Source organism: Polymorphospora sp. NPDC050346, from assembly GCF_040655695.1.
Classification (GTDB): domain Bacteria; phylum Actinomycetota; class Actinomycetes; order Mycobacteriales; family Micromonosporaceae; genus Polymorphospora; species Polymorphospora lycopeni.
Genome location: NZ_JBFAKM010000029.1, coordinates 10,164 through 26,839, shown reverse-complemented (window position 1 = coordinate 26,839; position 16,676 = coordinate 10,164). Strand labels below are relative to the sequence as shown.

General features: G+C 72.8%; 14 protein-coding genes and 1 tRNA gene. 10 read left to right on the top strand and 5 right to left on the bottom strand.

From position 1 onward, the window contains the following. Positions 1 to 49 precede the first annotated feature (49 nt). From pstC to pstB, 3 genes are read left to right on the top strand one after another with little or no spacing between them, the layout of a single operon-like run. Positions 50 to 1,030: a phosphate ABC transporter permease subunit PstC gene (pstC, locus tag AB0I42_RS25880; protein ID WP_357540934.1), complete on the top strand. Its 981-nt coding sequence runs from the start codon at positions 50 to 52 to the stop codon at positions 1,028 to 1,030. Continuing rightward, positions 1,027 to 2,100: a phosphate ABC transporter permease PstA gene (gene pstA, locus AB0I42_RS25875; protein ID WP_357540932.1), complete on the top strand. Its 1,074-nt coding sequence runs from the start codon at positions 1,027 to 1,029 to the stop codon at positions 2,098 to 2,100. Before pstC ends, pstA begins: the two co-directional genes overlap by 4 nt. Before the next feature lie 16 nt (positions 2,101 to 2,116). Further along, positions 2,117 to 2,896: a phosphate ABC transporter ATP-binding protein PstB gene (gene pstB / locus AB0I42_RS25870; protein WP_357540930.1), complete on the top strand. Its 780-nt coding sequence runs from the start codon at positions 2,117 to 2,119 to the stop codon at positions 2,894 to 2,896. Positions 2,897 to 2,992: 96 nt separating this feature from the next. On the opposite strand, the gene AB0I42_RS25865 is transcribed toward pstB, so the two are convergent. From AB0I42_RS25865 to AB0I42_RS25855, 3 genes are all read right to left on the bottom strand, one after another. After that, entirely contained in the window at positions 2,993 to 4,078 is a 1,086-nt protein-coding gene (locus AB0I42_RS25865; RefSeq protein WP_357540928.1) for a hypothetical protein, read from the bottom strand. Between the two features lie 89 nt (positions 4,079 to 4,167). Further along, entirely contained in the window at positions 4,168 to 6,414 is a 2,247-nt protein-coding gene (locus tag AB0I42_RS25860) for a hypothetical protein (protein ID WP_357540926.1), read from the bottom strand. 2 nt (positions 6,415 to 6,416) lie between these two features. Further along, positions 6,417 to 6,488 (bottom strand) — tRNA-Arg (locus AB0I42_RS25855). A gap of 144 nt (positions 6,489 to 6,632) precedes the next feature. On the opposite strand from AB0I42_RS25855, the gene AB0I42_RS25850 reads away from it, so the two are divergent. After that, positions 6,633 to 7,634: a tyrosine-type recombinase/integrase gene (locus AB0I42_RS25850; protein WP_357540924.1), complete on the top strand. Its 1,002-nt coding sequence runs from the start codon at positions 6,633 to 6,635 to the stop codon at positions 7,632 to 7,634. Between the two features lie 9 nt (positions 7,635 to 7,643). On the opposite strand, the gene AB0I42_RS25845 is transcribed toward AB0I42_RS25850, so the two are convergent. After that, the gene (locus tag AB0I42_RS25845; protein ID WP_357540922.1) at positions 7,644 to 9,200 is read right to left on the bottom strand and encodes a hypothetical protein; all 1,557 of its coding nucleotides are present in this window, start codon (positions 9,198 to 9,200) and stop codon (positions 7,644 to 7,646) included. Between the two features lie 185 nt (positions 9,201 to 9,385). Then, positions 9,386 to 10,219, bottom strand: coding sequence for a hypothetical protein (locus tag AB0I42_RS25840; RefSeq protein WP_357540920.1), 834 nt, complete (start codon positions 10,217 to 10,219; stop codon positions 9,386 to 9,388). Positions 10,220 to 10,726: 507 nt separating this feature from the next. Between AB0I42_RS25840 and AB0I42_RS25835 the strand changes: the two genes are divergently transcribed. The 6 genes from AB0I42_RS25835 to AB0I42_RS25810 are packed head-to-tail and all read left to right on the top strand — an operon-like array spanning position 10,727 to position 16,611. Beyond that, positions 10,727 to 11,701 (top strand): amidohydrolase family protein, encoded by a 975-nt coding sequence (locus AB0I42_RS25835; protein ID WP_357540918.1) that lies wholly within the window; start codon positions 10,727 to 10,729, stop codon positions 11,699 to 11,701. Further along, entirely contained in the window at positions 11,698 to 12,912 is a 1,215-nt protein-coding gene (locus AB0I42_RS25830) for an SfnB family sulfur acquisition oxidoreductase (protein WP_357540916.1), read from the top strand. The genes AB0I42_RS25835 and AB0I42_RS25830 overlap by 4 nt, the downstream gene beginning before the upstream one ends. 25 nt (positions 12,913 to 12,937) lie before the next feature. After that, the gene (locus tag AB0I42_RS25825) at positions 12,938 to 13,804 is read left to right on the top strand and encodes an ABC transporter permease (protein ID WP_357540914.1); all 867 of its coding nucleotides are present in this window, start codon (positions 12,938 to 12,940) and stop codon (positions 13,802 to 13,804) included. Continuing rightward, positions 13,801 to 14,532 (top strand): ABC transporter ATP-binding protein, encoded by a 732-nt coding sequence (locus tag AB0I42_RS25820; protein ID WP_357540912.1) that lies wholly within the window; start codon positions 13,801 to 13,803, stop codon positions 14,530 to 14,532. Before AB0I42_RS25825 ends, AB0I42_RS25820 begins: the two co-directional genes overlap by 4 nt. Before the next feature lie 25 nt (positions 14,533 to 14,557). After that, a complete protein-coding gene (locus tag AB0I42_RS25815) occupies positions 14,558 to 15,547 on the top strand; it encodes an ABC transporter substrate-binding protein (RefSeq protein ID WP_357540910.1) in 990 nt (329 codons plus the stop codon). A 2-nt stretch (positions 15,548 to 15,549) separates the two neighbouring features. After that, positions 15,550 to 16,611 (top strand): LLM class flavin-dependent oxidoreductase, encoded by a 1,062-nt coding sequence (locus tag AB0I42_RS25810; RefSeq protein WP_357540908.1) that lies wholly within the window; start codon positions 15,550 to 15,552, stop codon positions 16,609 to 16,611. Positions 16,612 to 16,676: the final 65 nt, after the last annotated feature.

The following is a 16,676-nucleotide window of genomic DNA, read 5'->3' as shown; positions in this document are numbered from 1 at the left end:
GCTCCGCGCGTCGCCCCCCTCACTGAAAACGTCCGAGGAGGCGCACACCGTGACATCACCCGCCACCGCCGTGAGCGGAGCCCCCACCGGCGGGGACAAGAAGCCGGGTTGGCGCGGTTCCCGCGCCCGAGTCGGAGACCGGATCTTCGCGGGGACGGCGACCAGCGCCGGGATCATCATCCTGGTGACCCTGGCCGCCGTCGCCGCGTTCCTGCTCTTCGAGGGTTTCCCGGCACTGATCGCCGACGGCGAGGACCTGCCCGGCGGTGAAGGCTTCCTCGCCTTCGTCGGCCCGCTGCTGTTCGGCACGGTGCTGGCCGCCGTCATCGCCCTGGTCGTCGCGTTCCCGCTGTCGATCGGCATCGCCCTGTTCATCTCGCACTACGCGCCGCGGCGGATCGCGTCCGGCCTCGGCTACCTCGTCGACCTGCTCGCCGCCGTACCCAGCGTCGTCTACGGCCTGTGGGGCATCTTCTTCCTCGCCCCGGCGATGGTGCCGACCTTCGGCTGGCTCAACGACAACCTGGGCTTCCTGCCGTTCTTCGCCGGCCCGACGTCGGCGACCGGCCGCACGATGCTCACCGCCGGCCTGGTCCTCGCGGTGATGATCCTGCCGATCATGACCGCGGTCAACCGCGAGGTGTTCCTCCAGACCCCCCGCCTGCTGGAGGAGGCGTCGCTGGCCCTGGGCGCCACCCGCTGGGAGATGATCCGCCAGACCGTCCTGCCGTTCGGCCGCTCCGGCGTCGTCAGCGGCAGCATGCTCGGCCTCGGCCGGGCCCTCGGCGAGACCCTGGCCGTCGCCATGGTGCTCTCCGCCTCCAACGTCGTCTCGGTCAACCTGATCAGCTCGGTCAACAGCAGCACCATCGCCGCCAACATCGCCCTGGACTTCCCGGAGTCCAGCGGCCTGGCGGTCAACGCGCTCATCGCCTCGGGTCTGGTGCTGTTCGCCGTGACCTTCGTCGTCAACTACGCGGCGCGGGCGATCGTCGCGCGGCGCCGGGAATTCTCGGGAGCGAACGCATGACCCTGACGAAGACCACCCCGGCGGCGCCGGCCGAGAAGACGGTCTCACTCACCAGCGGCAACCTGCCCCGCTGGGCGCCGTGGACGGTCGTCGCGGTCAGCGCCCTCGTCGGCGTGATCGGCTACGTGGTGCTCGACTGGGCCGCGCTGCCGTCGGCCCTCCTCGGGATCGCCCTGCTGGTGATCGCCCTGCCGATCCTGGCGCACGTCGTCGAAGGCCCCCGCAAGGCCAAGGACCGGCTCGTCACGATCGCCGTCTCGGTCGCGTTCTCGCTGGCCATCCTGCCGCTGCTGTCGCTGCTGTGGACGGTCGCCAGCAACGGCATCGACCGGCTCGACTGGCAGTTCCTCACCAGCGACATGCGCGGCGTCGTCGGCCCCGGCGGCGGCGCCCAGCACGCCATCGTCGGCACCCTGCTGATCACCCTCGCGGCCGCCGTCATCTCGGTGCCGATCGGCGTGATGTGCGCCGTCTACCTCGTGGAGTACGGCCGCGGCCGGCTCGCCCGGGCGGTCACCCTGCTGGTCGACGTGATGACCGGTATCCCGTCGATCGTGGCCGGCCTGTTCGCCTTCGCCCTCTTCTCGATCTTCTTCGGGCCGGGCATCCGGTTCGGCCTCGGCGGCGCCGTCGCGCTGTCCGTACTCATGATCCCGGTCGTGGTGCGGTCGGTCGAGGAGATGCTCAAGCTGGTGCCGAACGAACTGCGGGAGGCGTCGTACGCCCTCGGCGTACCGAAGTGGCGGACCGTCATCAAGGTCGTCCTGCGTACGGCGGCGGCCGGCATCGCCACCGGCGTCACCATCGCCATCGCCCGCGTCATCGGCGAGACCGCCCCGCTGCTCATCATCGCCGGCAGCACCACGGTGCTGAACACCGACCTGTTCGACGGCCGGATGTCGTCGCTGCCGATCTTCACCTACTACTCGTACAGCATCCCCGGTGCCCGGGCCGAGTTCGGCGTCGAACGGGCCTGGGCGGCGGCACTCACCCTCTTCATCATCGTGATGGCGCTCAACCTGGTCGCCCGTCTCATCTCCCGCTACTTCTCCCTCTCGAACAGCCGCTGACCAGGGAAGGACTCTCATGGCAAAGCAGATCGACGTCTCGGACCTGAACATCTACTACGGATCGTTCCTGGCCGTCGAGAACGTCAACATGATGATCGAGCCGCGTTCGGTGACCGCCCTGATCGGGCCGTCCGGATGCGGCAAGTCGACCTTCCTGCGGTCACTGAACCGGATGCACGAGGTGGTGCCCGGCGGCCGGGTCACCGGCAAGGTCGCCATGGACGGCCAGGACCTCTACGGCGACGGCGTCGACCCGGTCAACGTACGCCGCCACGTCGGCATGGTCTTCCAGCGCCCGAACCCGTTCCCGACGATGTCGATCTACGACAATGTCGCCGCGGGCGTGAAGCTGAACAGCGGCCGGATGCGCAAGGCCGACCTCGATGAACTGGTCGAGAAGACGCTGCGCGGGGCGAACCTGTGGGAAGAGGTCAAGGACCGGCTCAACCGGCCCGGCTCCAGCCTCTCCGGCGGCCAGCAGCAGCGGCTGTGCATCGCCCGGGCCATCGCCGTCAAGCCGTCCGTGCTGCTGATGGACGAGCCGTGCTCGGCCCTCGACCCGATCTCCACCGTCGCGATCGAGGACCTGATGTACGAGCTGAAGAAGGAGTTCACGATCGTCATCGTGACCCACAACATGCAGCAGGCGGCCCGGGTCAGCGACCGGACCGGCTTCTTCAACATCGCCGGCACCGGCAAGCCCGGCAAGCTGATCGAGATGGACCGCACCCAGCGGATCTTCAGCAACCCGCAGGTCAAGGCGACCGAGGACTACATCACCGGCCGCTTCGGCTGACCGTCGCCGAAACCCCGACGCCCCGGCGCCAGCCTCCACCGGCCGCCGGGGCGTCGCACGTCTGGGCCGGCGGGTGGTATCGCGGCAGCCGGCGGCTCAGCAGACGGCGTCGACGAGCAGCACCCCGACCCGGTCCGGCTCGACCAGCAGCAGGCAGCCGTAGAAGCCCTCGCCGTCCGCGTGGGCCTCGAACGGCAGACCGATCCCGTACGCCAGCAGCGGCCCGCGCCCCGGATCACCGGTCACCCGCTCGGTCGCGCAGTCGAACAACTCCCGGGTCAGCAGGGCGACCAGCCGGTCGCCGGGAAACCCCGGCTGCGGCTCGTCGGCCGGGTCGTAGTCGCCGATCCGGCCCATCGCCCACGCCGCCGACCTGGCCAGGTCGAGGTTGTGCCGCTCGAAATCGGCCCGTACGTGCGCGAGTTCCCCCCGGCCCAGCGGCGTCGGCACACCGTCGTCCCACCGCTCGGCGATCTGCGCCCACCGGTCGGATGCCGCCCACCAGACCCGGAACGCGGCGTCGGCGGCGGCCGGGGCGAGCCGGTCCAGGCCCAGCCCGTGCGTCTCGACCGTCGTCGTGATCTCCATCCGGTCGTTGTTCGACAGCCAGGCCAGCCCGGCCAGCACCTCGGCGACACTGCTGGTGCGGGTCGCCAGGTCGGGACGGTCGTCGACGGGTCCGGCCGGTGCCACGGTCACCCGCGTCGTACGGCCGGCGCCGCCCCGGCCGAGCAGGTGCAGTTCCCGGCCGGCCGGGAAGCCGTCCGGCGCGGCGACCACCAGCCGCAGCAGGTCGCCCGACCCGTACGCGAGCTGCCCGGCGAGATGCTCGACCAGGAGCCGGGTCCGCTCGTCGAGCGGCACCGGCCCGGCCGCGAACGTGTCGGCCAGCAGCCCGGCCACCACGGCGGCGACCTCGACGGGCGGCCGCTCCGGTGCCACGCCGGCCCCGGCCGGGACGAAGCGGTTCAGCGGCTGCGCGCCGACCGGATGCCGGCCGGGCCGGTCCGGGAACAGCCCGAACTCGGCGAGTTCGGCGGGGGACGGAACCGCCGCCCAGGCCTGCCCGACCGGGGTGGGCGCCTTCCCGAAGGCCGTCGTGACCCGCCACAGCCGGGCCCCGGTGTCCGGATCGGACGGCGTCCAACAGTCGAGCAGACGTACGGTCGCGGCCAGGGTCACCGGTGCCTCCTCGGGGCGGGCTCGACAGTGGATCTCAAGGTACTCGGCGCCGTCGCGTCCGCGCCGGATCACCGGAGCCCGGCCGGCGGCTAGCCCAGCCAGTGCCCGCCGACGGCCCAGCCGAGCAGACGCCGTCCGGAGCGGGCGGTGCCGTCCGGGCCAAAGCCGCCACCGGCGACCACGTGGCCCAGGCCGTCGAGGGCCGGGGCGAGCCGGTCGCGGACGTACGGCGGCTGCCGGTCCAGGTCGTCCCACAGCGGCCCGACGGCGGCGGTCGGGTCGACACCCGGCATCGACAGGTGGAAGAGCATCTGGCGCCAGGCGTACGCGGTGTCCTTGATGGTCGGCAGCGGCCGCGGGTTGTGCTGGATCCGGGCAGTCAGCGTCGCCGCCGTGGCGAACGTACGCCGGGCCAGGTCCGGCCAGCCGGCGGCGGGGGAGACGCCGACCGTCACCAGGGTGGCGAGGTTGTGGGTGGTGAGGATCTGCGCCTGCTCGATCACCATCCCGTTCGCGGCGACCGAACACCGGCCGCCGGTGCCGGCCCGGGTCAGGCACAGCGCGTCGAACGCGGGCGAGGTGGCGGCGGCGTGCCGGCCGCGCCGGTCGACGTCGTCGATCCGGGCCAGGGCCGCGTAGTCGATGCCGTAGTAGCGCTCGTACAGGGTGCCGGCAAGCACCTCACCGGCGATCTTGGCGGCGGTGAGGAACTTGCCGGCGAAGGTGCCCTCGAAGATGTCGGCGGCCAGCTCCTCCACCCAGGGCAGGCCGAGGCCGGCTTCACGGGCGAGGCCGGCGAGCTGGCGCACCATCGGGTTCGGCAGCACCGTGGCCGGGAACGAGTCGAGGGTGAGCTGGCCGAGCCGGCGCAGCGCCGCGCCCGCGTCGTCGCGGGTGCCGTCGGTGGTGTGCTGGTGCCCGGCGATAGCCCGTACCCAGGGCAGTTCGTCGAACCGGACCTGGTGTTCGAGGTTGCGCAGCAGCAGCGACCGGCGGTTGCCGAAGGCGTGGTGGGTGGCGGCGACGAGAACCCGCAGGGTCTCGTCGGGGTACGCCGCCGCGGTGGCGGCCGCAGCGATCCGCGGCACGAGCCGGGCCAGCACCTCGGCCGACGGTACGGCGCCGGCGGCGACCAGCTCCTCGACGGTGCCGGCCCGGCCGCGGGCGACGACCCGGCGGATCGGTTCCGGAACGGCGACGCCGGCCGGGGCACCCTGCTCGCCGGCACGGACCGGGGCGGTGCCGGCCGCGACGTCGGTGATCCCGACGTCCGGGGACAGGTCGGCCAGCCGGTCGCCGACGAGCCGGGCGAATGCGTGGTGGGTCGGTGCGGTGCCGGTCACCGCCTGCCGGGTACGCAGGGCGGTGTGTTCCGGCGAGCCCGGCCGGCCACGGCGGCGCAGCATCGAGTCGACGGCGTGCTGCAGCAGCCCCCGGGCCCTCGACGTCAGCCCGGCCCCGTACACCATGTCCTGCACGGCCGCGCGCAGGATGGCGAGGTTCTCCTTCTTCCGCCGGTGCTTGCCGCACCGCCGGTGCACGGTGGCGAGCCGCTCGTAGTGGTCGAGCAGGGTGGTGGCCCGGTCCCGCCACCGGTCGTCGAAGCGTACGGCGACGCGGCCGTCGACGACGGTGTCCAGCCACAGCGCCAGCAGCCGGTCGGCGAACGGGTTCCAGACGGTCAGCGCCTCGCGCATCGCCTCGATTCGCTCGTCGGGGCGGCGCCGGGCCAGGTTGGCGCGGACCTCACCGGCCGTCTCCCGCCACACGACCGCGGGGTCGGGGGCCGGCACGTCGCGCGGCACCGGCGCGAACCGCAGCCGGTCGGCGTACGGGCCGATCTCGTCCAGCAGCGCCAGCGCGACCTCCCGGTCGCCGGCCCCGAGCAGCCACGCCACGACCGGCAGCGCCGCCTCCTCGGGCACGTCGACCCGGTAGGTGCCGGCGCGCAGCGACGCGACCAGGTCGGCGAGCCCCGCCTCGGTCAGGTGGTGGGCGAACAGGGCACGGCGCTGGGCGGGCCGGCCGGTCCGGTCGGCGAGCGCGGTCTCGTGCGGCAGCAGCGGCCCGCCGGCCATGGCCTTGCCGGTGGCGAAGCCGCCGCGGACCACCTCGGGCGTCACCCAGGCGGGCCGGCCGGCGACCGGGGTGCGCGACCCGATGGTCAGGACGCCGTTCAGCATGCCGCGCAACACGGATTCCCACCGGTGCAGCCGCTCGTCGGCCCGCTGCCGGGTGTCGGTGTCCTCGTGCCCGATCGAGGTCGCGAACGCCTTGGCCAGCTGGGTCGTCGGGTAGCCGGTGCCGATCCGCTTCTCGTGCTCGTTGCCGTCCATCGCCAGCGTGGCGGGTGCCGCCCCCGCGCCCTCCGGGGCCGAAGCCCGGTGCTCTGCTGCTGAGCTACACGCTGTCACCGGCCGTATGGTGATCATGCCGGTCGGGCGACCATACCGGACCGCTCCGACACACCGCACCGGCATAACGACGGCCGAGGAATGATCTCTCCGCGCGTCGCGTCGTGCCGGCCCGGCCCGGGTGCGGGAAACTGTCCGGCATGCCGGCCACCCCACCGTCCGCCCTCGTTCCGCGCGCCACCGCCGTGCCGGCCCTCGGCGGAGGCGCGACCGACTTCACCGAGGCGTGGCTGCGCAACCGGCGGCTGTCCGAACACACCCGCGACGCCTACCGGCGGGACGTCGCCGGCTGGCTCGCCTGGTGCGCGGCACGGTCGGTGGAGCCGCTGGCGGTGACGTTCCTCGACGTCAACGCGTACGCCCGCGAGCTGGAGTCCGGTGTGGACCCGCGCAGCGGCCGGCCGGTCGCCGCGTCGACCGTGGCCCGCAAGCTGTCGGCGCTGTCGAGCTGGTACGACTTCCTGGTCAAGCTGCGCGCGCTGGACGCCAACCCGGTCTCCGGCGCCGACCGGCCACGGCTCAACCGCGACCACTCGGCGACCGTCGGCCTGGCCCCGGACGAGGTCGACGCGCTGCTCGCCGCCGCCGACGCGGCGAGCGGCCCGACCGCGGCCCGCAACCGGGCCGCCGTCGCCCTGCTCGCCGACCTCGGGCTGCGGGTCGGTGAACTCGTCTCGCTCGACGTCGCCGACCTCGGCCACGAGCGGGGGCACCGTAGCGTCCGGTTCGTCGGCAAGGGCGGGCGGCCGCGCCGGCGGGCGTTGACCCCGTCGACCGCGTACGCCGTCGACGCGTACCTGACCGACCGGGCGGTGACCGCCCGGGTACGGCTCGACGAGCTGACCGGCCCGCTGCTGGTGACCGCCACCGGTGGGCGGCTGGACCGGCACGCCGTCTTCCGGCTGGTCCGCAGGCTGGCGAAGGAGGCCGGCATCCCGGCCTGGTCGAGGCTGTCGCCGCACTCGCTGCGGCACGCGTTCGCGACGACCGCCCGCGCCGAGGGGGTGCCGCTGGAGGACGTCCAGGACGCGATGGGGCACGCCGACCCGCGTACGACCCGCCGCTACGACCGGGACCGGCACAACCTGGATCGGGATCCGGCGTACGCGATCTGGGCGGCGCGGGCCCGCCGCCGCGCCTGAACCCGCGCCCTACGCTTCGGACGGCGGCGTCCGGAGCAGCCAGGAGGCGGTGGCCCGGGCGCTTTCCGGCAGCGTCGGGTCGTTGCCGAGGTCGGCGAGCAGGTCGTGGTGCCGGTCGGTGCCGATCCCGTAGACCAGCCCCTGCATGATCCGCTCCTGCACCTCGGTGCCGGTACGGCTGCCCTGCGCGGCCTGGGCGCCGATGACCTGTCGCCACACGTGCACCGGGAACGTGCCGGCGCAGTGCGGGGCCGCCCAGGCGGCGACGGACCGGTCCGCCGGGCTGACACCGGGGGCGGTGAGTATCTCGGCGAGCAGTGGGCGGTGGGCGTCGGTGCCCAGCGTGGTCAGCGTACGCAGGCCGGCGCCGACCGGGATGCCACCGGTCCGGCTCGACACCGAACGCCGCAGCACCGACAGCACCGCCCGGATGACCGGCGTCCGGTACGGCGTGGCCGAGATCGTCATCGTGGCGAGGAACCGGCGCTCGGTGTTCGGGCTGAACAGCAGGTCGTCGACGAGGCCGGTGAGCACGTCGTCGTCGGTCGCGGCGGCGTCGAGTTCGCGCTGGGCCTGCTGCGCGATCCGGTGGCTGATCCGCTCGTGCCCGTCCACCGGCCGGTCGGGGGAGAGGTGGCGGCCCGCCGCGAGCAGTGTGTTGCGGACCCGGGCCTCGACCCGTGGCCGCCGGCGCAGCACCGATCGGCTCAGGTAGGAGACCAGGAAGCGGTCGTCGGGGGTGAGCGTGGCGTCGTCGGCGAGGGCGGCGAGGGAGCGGGCGAGCCGGTCCTCCTGCGCGGCGTCGAAGTGTCCGGCCGGGAGCTTGCGGATCGTGGCCAGCATCGCCGCGTGCTGCGAGCGGGGGCCGCCGGGGGCGTCGAGCTGACCGAGCAGATAGTCGTTCGCCGGGCGCTGCGCGGTCGTGTCCAGCAACGCGATCGGCTCGACGAAGGCGGTGGAGCCCGGCATCCGGGCGAAGTCCACACAGGTCGTGGCGACGAACCGGCCGGCGACCGGGTGTTCGAGCAGCCGGCACATCGCCTCCTGGCGCAGCAGCCAGGCCGGTCCCTCGGACACCATCAGTTCGGGCAGCAACCGTTCGGCGAGCCGCTGCCAGATCGTCTCGGGGAACAGCACGAGCGCCGGATGGCCGGACACGAGCTTGGCGAGTTCGATCCAGCTCTGCCCGGTCATGTCGCCGGGTTGTTCGGCCCGGTGCAGGAGTTCGTAGAGCCGGTCCTCGTCCGGGCGCGGCAGCGCGCCCGGCGGGTTGCGGTCGGCGGGCCGGGGGACCGAGAAGTACCGCATGATCAGGTCGGTCACCACGACGAGGGAGTCGGCCGGCAGGCCGAGCAGGTGCTCGTAGCGGGCCACGACGGCCCGCGACGCGGCAAGCTGTCCGCTCTCCCATCGCGTCACGTGCGACGGAGCCAGTTCGCGGGTCGGCTCCTCGGCCCGGAACGCGGCGGCGAAGTTCCGCCCCACCCGCAGCCCGGGGTCGGGCCCCAGCCGCCGGTTGACCCGGAGCAACCAGCCGACCTGCCGAGCGGCGACCGAGGGTGACATCCCGCCAGCGTCGAGTAATCGTTTGATCCAGTCAACCCGACGAATGTCCACTCGGGACGGCGGCTGCGTCCGTTCGTTGCCATGCTTCGGGGCGACCCGGTAGCTGTTCGGCTCCACAGCGAATTCGCTGTGACACGCCGAATTCGCTGTGAGCCGCGACAGCAATACCCCGCCGGGTCGGGGCGTCAGGCCAGGAGTCGACGCAGGATCGGCGCGACCGCCGCGACGACCGCCCGGTCGTCCGGCTGGTGGACGGCCCAGTTGAGCGCACCGAGCGCCGCGACGGGTGGCCCCGATGCCGCCGCGGCGAGGAGATCGGCTTCGGGCAGGGTGGCCAGGAGCCGCCGTACGAGCGCACCCTCGCCCCACAGTGCCTCGGTGGGGAACGGCAGCCGGCCGAGCCAGTTCAGCAGCACCGCCGCACGGGCCACCGGGACCGGTTCGGTGGTGGCGAGCCGTTCGGCGAGCGCGGTTACCCGGTCCTGCGGCAGTTCGGCGGCAAGGTTGCCGGCCACGCCGACTAGATCGTCGCGGAGGGCTTCCGGCACCTGCCGCTCGGCGAGCACCGCCGGCGCCGACGCGGGACGGAACTGCGGCTCGCCGGATCTCTCGTCGTATCCGAGTTCCCGCACCAGCGGGGCCAGCAGGCCGCCGACGACGTTGGCGACGCCGTACTCGGAGAGGAAGAGGGTCAGGGCCGTCGGTGCGGCCACATCCAGGTCGTCGCGGAACCTCGACCGCTCCCACGAGACGCTGCCGTGCCCGTGGATGGTGGCGCTGCCCAGAATCCGGTCGTCGGCGTCATACAGCGCCAGGGTCGGGCCACCGGGGCAGCGGCAGATGTCGCCGGTGAACCGGCCGGTCGTGGTGAGTTCCCGCAGGGTGGCCAGGCGGGCGCGGTCGACGATCTCCGCTCGGATCTCGCGCTCGGCCAGCGGGCCGCCGAACAGGCCACCCGCGAGGAGGCGCGCGGTATGCGTGCGTGCCCACACGTCCGGCAGCCAGTCCGTCAGCAGCATCGCGCCATCGTAGGGGCGTCTGCCGCACGCCGGGGCACGGCACCTCGGCCGCGTGATCGTCTGCGCTTCAGGCGGTGGCCGTACGGCGTGTCGACCGCCTGGGCAGCAGACGATCATGGCGTGTCCGCAATGGCGGAGACCGGGGCGCCACGGGTGGATTCGCTGGTCAGCGTACGGGTGGGTGTCCCGTATCGTGGACGCTTTCTTGTTAATTCCTATGGGATGAGTAGGGTTAGTTTCGTGATCAAGAAGCAGTGCACCGCCACCCTGTGTCGGGCCTAGCCAGCCACCCGCCGGCCTGACCTCCTCGGCCGGCGCCTTCCGTTCCGGTGCTCTCGAAGGGTGCCGCACCGTTCGGGCGCGTCCCCACCCCGGGCCGCCCCGACTCCGGGCATCCCGGCCCGCCCGTTCCGGTGCCCGTGGATCGCCTGTCCCACGACCTGGAACCGCGCCCACCGGCCATCGACCAGCCGTCGTATTCCCACCGCTCACAGAGGTCAGATCAGCATGCCCGAAACCGCCCAGCCGGCGATCGTGGACTTCCACGTCCACTACGTCGACCCCGCCCACCCGCCCGCCCTCTGGGCCAACGCCCGACCCGAGATCGCCAAGCTGCGCGAGCGGACCGTACGCCGGATCGTCGACATCGACGACGTGCTGGCATCGGCGGCGGCCGGCTCGATCGCGACCCGGGTCCTCAACGCCCCGCCGTCGCTGGTCGCCCCCGCCGGCACCACCCTGCCGCCGGCGACCGTACGGGCGATCAACGACCACCTCGCCGGGCAGGTCGCCGCCCATCCCGGCCGGCTGCTCGGGCTGGCCACCATCGACGCCTGGCAGGGCGAGGCCGCCGCCGACGAACTCCGCCGCGCGGTCACCGAACTCGGCCTGTCCGGCGCGGTCCTTGACGCCGCCGCCGAGGGCGGCGACCGGCTGCTCGACGACCCGGCCGCGTTCCCGACGCTGCGCACCGCCGCGGAACTCGGCGTACCGGTCTTCGTGCACCCGATCAACCCGCGCGGCCTCACCGAGCAACTCGAAGGCGTCGGCCGCGCCGGCACCCTGCTCGCCCGGGGCACGATCGACGCGGGCAGCCTGCTGGCCCTGCTCAACTCGACCGTCCTGGACGACCTGCCCGGGCTGCGGGTCGTCATCCCGCTGATCGGCGCCCCGGCGCTGCTGATCGGCACCTTCACCGGCCTGGTCGAGCGGATCAGCCGGCACGCGCCCGACCACCTGCGCCGGCACGTGTACGTCGACACGATGGGCTTCGACCCGGCCAGCATCCGCTACCTGGTCGACGTCGTCGGTGCCGACCACGTACTCGTCGGGTCGGACTCGCCGATCGTCGCCGAGTCGATCGACCGCGACGGCGTCCTCGCCGCGCTCGCCGCCGCCGGCCTGGACGAGGCGGGTGTGGCGGCCGTCGCCGGCGGCAACGCCCGCCGCCTGCTCGGCGTACCCGAGACGGTGCCGGCATGACCACGCGGACCGACAGCAGGCCGGCCGCCGTCATCACCGACGGGACCGAGGCGGTACGCGTCGCCACCGAGCTGGCCCGGCAGTTCGCGCCCGGTGCCCGGGAACGCGACCGGGACCGCGTGGTGCCGCGCGCCGAACTGGAGCGGATCGCCCGGTCCGGGCTGCTCGGCATCACCGTGCCGCGCGCCGCCGGTGGCGCCCAGGTGAGCCACCGCGTGCTCGCCGACGTCTTCCGGATCCTGGCCGTCGCCGACGCCTCCATCAGCCAGGTGCTCCAGAACCACTTCGTCTTCGTACGGGTGCTCAAGGACCGGGGCACCCCGGCCCAGCGGGAGTTCTTCCACGCCGAACTGCTGCGCGGCGCCCGCCTCGGCAACGCGATGGCCGAGCGGGGCGTCGACCGGCGCAAGGGCGAGACCAGCACGTCGCTGCGCCGCCTCGACGGCACGACGGACCTGGTGCTGAACGGCCGCAAGTACTACACGACCGGCGCCGCCACCGCCGACTGGGTGCCGGTGAAGACGAAGGACCCCGACGGCGGCGACGCCGTCGCCTTCGTGGAACAGGGCAGCCCGGGGCTGTCGTTCGGCGGCGACTGGTCGGCCCTCGGCCAGCGCGGCACGCACAGCGGCACCACCCTGCTCACCGACGTACGGGTGCCGGCGGACCGGGTCGTCGCCTGGCCGTACAGCGCCGACGAGCTGCGTACGGCCGGCGCTGCCGGGCAACTGCTGCACGCGGCGATCGACGTCGGCATCGCCGAGGGAGCACTGGCCGCCGCGGCCGAGTACGTCCGGACCCGTACCCGGGCCTACGCCGACAGTCCCTGGGACCGGGCCGCCGACGAACACCACCTGATCAACGACGTCGGTCGGCAGGCGGTGCAGGTACGGGCGGCCCGGGCACTGCTGGAACGGGCCGCCGACGCGGTCGACGACGCCGAGGCCGACCCGGTCCTCGACCCCGACAGGGTCGCCGAGGCGTCGCTGTCGGTCGCCGCCGCCCGGGCGTTCACCGCCGAGACCGCGGTGACCACGGCCAGTGAACTGTTCTCGTACGCCGGCACCAGCGCCACCGACGAGGAGCACGGCCTGGACCGGTTCTGGCGCGACGCCCGCACCCACACCCTGCACGACCCGACCCGCTGGAAGTACCACCACATCGGCAACCACGTCCTCAACGGCGTCGCACCGCGCGGGCCGCTGCTGTGAACACCGTACGAAGGGATGATCCGCGATGACCGCGACAGTCCTGTCCACCCCGGACGGGTCGGTCGGACCCGCCCCACGACCACGGGCCCCGGAGGGCAAGGCACCCAGGAAGACGGGCTCGCTGCGCCGCCGCGTCCTCAAGTCCGGCCGGCGGGTGCTGGTCCCCGTGCTGCTCGTCGCCGTGTGGCAGCTCGCGTCCAGCGTCGGCTGGCTCAACCCGACGACGTTCGCCAGCCCCGGCATGGTCTGGGACCGGTTCGTCGAGTTCGCCGCCAGCGGCGTACTGGCCGACAACGTGCTCGCCTCCCTGCGCCGGGTGGTCCTCGGGCTGCTGATCGGCGTCGCGGTCGGGATCGTGCTCGGGCTCGCCACCGGCCTGTCCCGGGTCGCCGACGAACTCGTCGACCCGCCGCTGCAGATGCTGCGCGCCGTACCGACGCTCGGCCTGATGCCGCTGCTGCTGCTCTGGCTCGGCATCGACGAGGCGCTGAAGGTCGGCCTGGTCGCGATCGGCGTGATCTTCCCGATCTATCTGAACTTCAGCAAGGGCATCCGCTCGGTCGACCCCCGGTTCCGCGAACTCGCGCAGAGCTGCGGCGCCTCCCGGTGGACGGTGATCCGGCACATCATCCTGCCCGGGGCGCTGCCGCACCTGCTGATCGGGCTGCGGTTCTCGCTCGCGATCGCCTGGCTCAGCCTGGTCTTCGGCGAGACCGTCGCCGCCGACTCCGGCATCGGCTACATGCTGACCCGCGCCAAGGACTTCCTGCAGACCGACACGATCGTGCTCTGCCTGGCGCTGTACGCGCTGCTCGGCCTGGCGATCGAGAGCCTGGTCCGGGTCATCGAGTGGAAGACCCTGTCCTGGCGCCGAGAGTTCGTGGATTCATGAGCGAGCGGATCGGTATCTCCGTACGTGGGCTGCGTAAGCACTACGGCAGCCGGCTCATTCTCGACACCGTCGACCTGGAGGTACGCCGAGGCGAGTTCCTGGTCATCGTCGGCGAGAGCGGCGGCGGCAAGAGCACCCTGCTGCGGGCGCTGGCCGCGCTCGACACCGACCACGAGGGCGAGGTCGTCGTCGAGCAGCCGGTCGCGGTCGGCTTTCAGGACGCCCGGCTGCTGCCGTGGCGCACGGTGTGGGAGAACGTCGTCTTCGGGCTGCCGGGCAGCCGGTCGGCGCTGCGCCGGCAGGCCGTCGAGGTGCTGGCCGAGGTCGGCCTCGAAGCCCGCGCCGACGTCTGGCCGAACACCCTGTCCGGCGGCGAGGCGCAGCGCACCGCCCTGGCCCGCGCCCTGGTCCGCCGGCCCGCCGTACTGCTGCTCGACGAGCCGTTCGGCGCTCTCGACGCGCTGACCCGGCTGCGGATGCAGGCCCTGGTGCACTCGCTGTGGAAGGCGCACGGGTTCACCACCGTCCTGGTCACCCACGACGTCGACGAGGCGATCGTGCTCGCCGACCGGATCCTCGTGCTGACCGACGGCCGGCTCGCCGACGAGATCAGACCCGACTTCGCCGGCGCCCGTACCCGCGAGGACCCCGGCTTCGAACGGACCCGGCTGCGGATCCTCGAACAGCTCGGGGCCGCCCACTACGAAACCGAACTCGGCCGGCACTGACCGGCACGGATACGAAAGGCACGTCATGTTCACGCGCAGTTCCCGGCGGGCGACCATCGCCGCCGCCACCGCTCTCGCCGCCGCGCTCGCCGTGGCCGGCTGCGGCGGGGGCGGCGACGACGCGGCCGCAGCCGACGGCACCGTTTCGCTCACCCTGGTCACCACCGACCTGTACGGCTACACCCCGCTGTTCGAGGCGAAGGACCTCCAGGTGCCAGGGGTGAAGATCACGTACCGGGAGTTCGCCAGCTCGGTCGAGCTGAACTCCGCGATGGAGGCCGGTCAGATCGACATCTCCGACACCGGCGACATCGGACCGATCAACGCCGCCGCGTCCGGCAGCCGGCAGAAGGTGATCGGCTGCACGAAGCCCAACGACCAGAACATCAAGTACATCGTGCGCCGCGACTCCGGCATCGCCTCCTTCGCCGACCTGCGCGGCAAGCGGGTCGGGATGCCGATCCGGTCCAACCACGGCCTGCTCTACGAGCGGCTGCTGAAGAAGAACAACCTGACCGACAACGACGTCAAGGCGGTCAACATCTCCGGCGCCGACGGGGTCAACGCCCTGGTCAAGGGCGACATCGAGGCGTACTCGGCGAACGCGCCCGGCTCACCGGACATCCTGGAGCGCTTCCCGGACCTGGTCGAGATCGACGGGATCGCCGGCACCGTCAACAACCTGTACTGCCTGCGGGTCAGCCCGCAGGCGTACGAGAAGAAGCACGAGGCGCTGCGGGCGTTCTTCCGGGTGGCGGCCGAAACCGGGCTGTGGGCGTCGCAGCACCCGGACGAGGCGGCCGAACTGGTCAAGCCGCACGTCGACTACAGCCTGGCGACCCTGTCCACCACCTTCAAGATCAGTGGGGCGGGTTACCAGCCGATCGACGACGCGTTCCTGGTCCAGCAGCAGGCGTTCGCCGACGAACTGCTCGACGTCGAGTTCATCGACAAGCCCGTCGACGTGAAGCAGATCTTCGTCGGCGACTTCAACGACGAACTCCCGAAGGGCTGACCATGAGCACCTCACCGCGCCTGGGGGTGTGGACCCCGATCAGCGGCAACTGGGCCGTACGCGACCACCCCGACGAGCACCTCGACGGCAGCTACGCCGACAACCGGCGTACGGTCGTCGACGCCGAACGCCTCGGCTACGACACCACCCTCATCGCCCAGCACACCATCAACCCCGGCGACGACGGCGGCGCCGTCATCGACACCTGGACCACGGCGGCGGCGATCGCCGAGGCCACCTCCCGCATCGAGATCATCGCCGCGATCAAGCCGTTCCTCTACAACCCCGGCGTGCTGGCGAAGATGGCGACCCAGATCGGCCACATCAGCCGGGGCCGGTTCGCGATCAACCTGGTGTCCGGCTGGTTCCTACCCGAGATCACCAAACTCGGCCTGCCGTTGATCGACCACGACCGCCGCTACGACTACTCCCGCGAATGGCTCTCCATCGTGGAGCAGGCGTGGGGGGAGGGCCCGGTGACGTACGCCGGCGACTACCTGCGGGCCGAGGAGCTGCGGTTGCGGCCGCGGCCGTACGGCGACACCCCGCCGGTGGTCTACTTCGGCGGCGAGTCGGAGCCGGCCCGGGTGCTGGCCGCCGAGGCCGCCGACGTGTTCCTGATCAACGGCCGGCCGCTGGACGGGCCGGACGGGGTGAAGGCCATCATCGCCGACCTGCTGTCCCGCCCCCGGCCGTACCGTGACCCGCTGCGGTTCGGGCTGACCAGCTTCCTGATCGCCCGGCCGACGCAGGAGGAGGCGGACGAGGAGTTCGAGAAGCTGTGGCGGCTCACGCAGGCGCAGCGTAAGCCGATCGCGGGCGCCGACCCGGCCCGGGTGATGGGCCGCAACGCGGTCGGGGTGGCCAGCGTCGGCACCAACGGGGGGACGCTGTCTGGACTGGTCGGCAGCTACGCCCAGATCGCCGACCGGATCAGCGGCTTCGTCGACGCGGGCGTGGACACGTTCCTGTTCCAGTTCCAGCCGCACTTCGCCGAGATGGAACGCTTCGCCACCGAGGTCGCCCCGCTGCTGCGCTCGCGGCACGGCGCTTCGGCCGTCTAGTCGGGTGGGGGGCGCGCCCGCCCGGCCGCGGGCCCCCCCCCCCGGCGCACGAGATGGACGAGGGG